The 1482-nt window shown below is 67.1% G+C and carries 1 protein-coding gene and 1 pseudogene; both read left to right on the top strand.

Annotation, left to right across the window (positions count from 1 at the left end; translation table 11 throughout):
- Positions 1-138: 138 nt before the first annotated feature.
- A pseudogene (locus JCM19049_RS21100) lies at positions 139-1055 on the top strand (DNA recombination protein RmuC).
- Positions 1056-1141: 86 nt separating this feature from the next.
- The coding region (locus tag JCM19049_RS14020; RefSeq protein ID WP_054821889.1) for a YciI family protein at positions 1142-1482 on the top strand (341 nt) is incomplete at its 3' end.

Below are 1482 nucleotides of genomic sequence, written 5' to 3'. Positions count from 1 at the left end.
CAGGCGCTGGGTGAGGTCCGCCAGGACAACGAGGTGCGCCTGGAACGGGTGCGCGCCACCCTCGACGAGCGGCTGACAACGCTGACCGAGTCGAACTCCGCGCGCCACCTGCAGCTGCAGAGCCTGCTGCGCGAGGAAATGGACAAGCTGCGCGCCGGCAACGAGGCGAAGCTGGAGAAGATGCGCGAAACGGTGGATGAGAAGCTGCAGGGCACCTTGGAAAAGCGCCTGGGCGAATCCTTCGAACTGGTCAGCAAGCGCCTGGAGATGGTGCAGCAGGGCCTGGGGGAGATGCAGTCCCTGGCAGCCGACGTGGGCGGGCTCAAGCGCGTACTGACCAACGTGAAAAGCCGCGGCTCCTGGGGCGAGGTGCAGCTCTCCCGGCAGCTGGAGGACATCCTGACCGCCGAGCAGTACGAGCAGAACGTGGTGATCCGCCCCGGCAGCCGCGAAAGCGTGGAGTTCGCCGTCGTGCTGCCCGGCCGGGAACAGGGGGTGGTGTACCTGCCGATCGACTCGAAGCTGCCGCAGGAGGACTATGAGCGGCTGCTTGACGCCCAGGAATCGGGAATCAAGCAGGACATCGAGCAGGCCAGCCGGGCCCTGGACCGGGCGATCATTGAGCAGGCGAAGCTGATCTCCGGGAAGTACATCGCCCCGCCGCACAGCACCGATTTCGCCATCATGTACCTGCCCACCGAGGGATTGTTCGCCGAGGTGGTGCGCCGCCCGGGGCTGGCCAGCCGGCTGCAGACCGAGCACCGCGTGCTGATTACCGGACCCACCACGCTGATGAGCCTGCTGAACTCGCTGCAGATGGCTTCCGCACCCTGGCCATCGAACAGCGCAGCAGCGAGGTCTGGCAGGTGCTGGCCGCCGCGAAGGAGGAATTCCGCAAGTACGGGGACGTGTGGGACAAGCTGGGCAAGCAGCTGGCCACCGCGCAGAACACCGTGCGGGAAGCCGGCACCCGCACCCGGGCGGTGGAGCGCAAGCTGCGGGATGTGGAAAGCATCGAGGTCACCCAGGGCGACGTGCTGGACTCCATCCTCTAGCCGGGCAGCTGGGCGGCGCCTGCGAAACGCTGCGCCGGTCCCGGTGCTTGGCTAGCATGGCCAAAACCCGAGCGAAGGAGTTGACCATGAGCAAATACCTGATCTCATTTCCCAGCGGAGCGATGGACTTCCCGCCCGAGGACCTGCACGAGGTGGCGCGCGCCTCCCACGAGGTGGTCCGGCAGGCCAAGGAGGCCGGGGTGTGGGTGTTCGGCGGCGGCATTGATGAGAGCATCCCGCCGGTGATGGTGCACGCCGACGGGACCGTGAGCAAGCAAACCTACCCGCAGACCAGCCAGCTGGAAGGCGGGTACTCGGTGCTGGAGCTGCCCAGCTACAAGCAGGCGCTGGAATGGGCGGCGAAGTTCGCCGCCGGCTGCCGCTGCGCCCAGGAGGTGCGGGTCTTTCAGGACGACCCGGAAAGCTG

This window comes from Arthrobacter sp. JCM 19049, assembly GCF_001310435.1.
Note: the sequence above shows the minus strand (reverse complement) of the source record. Positions and strands in the feature narration are given on the sequence as shown.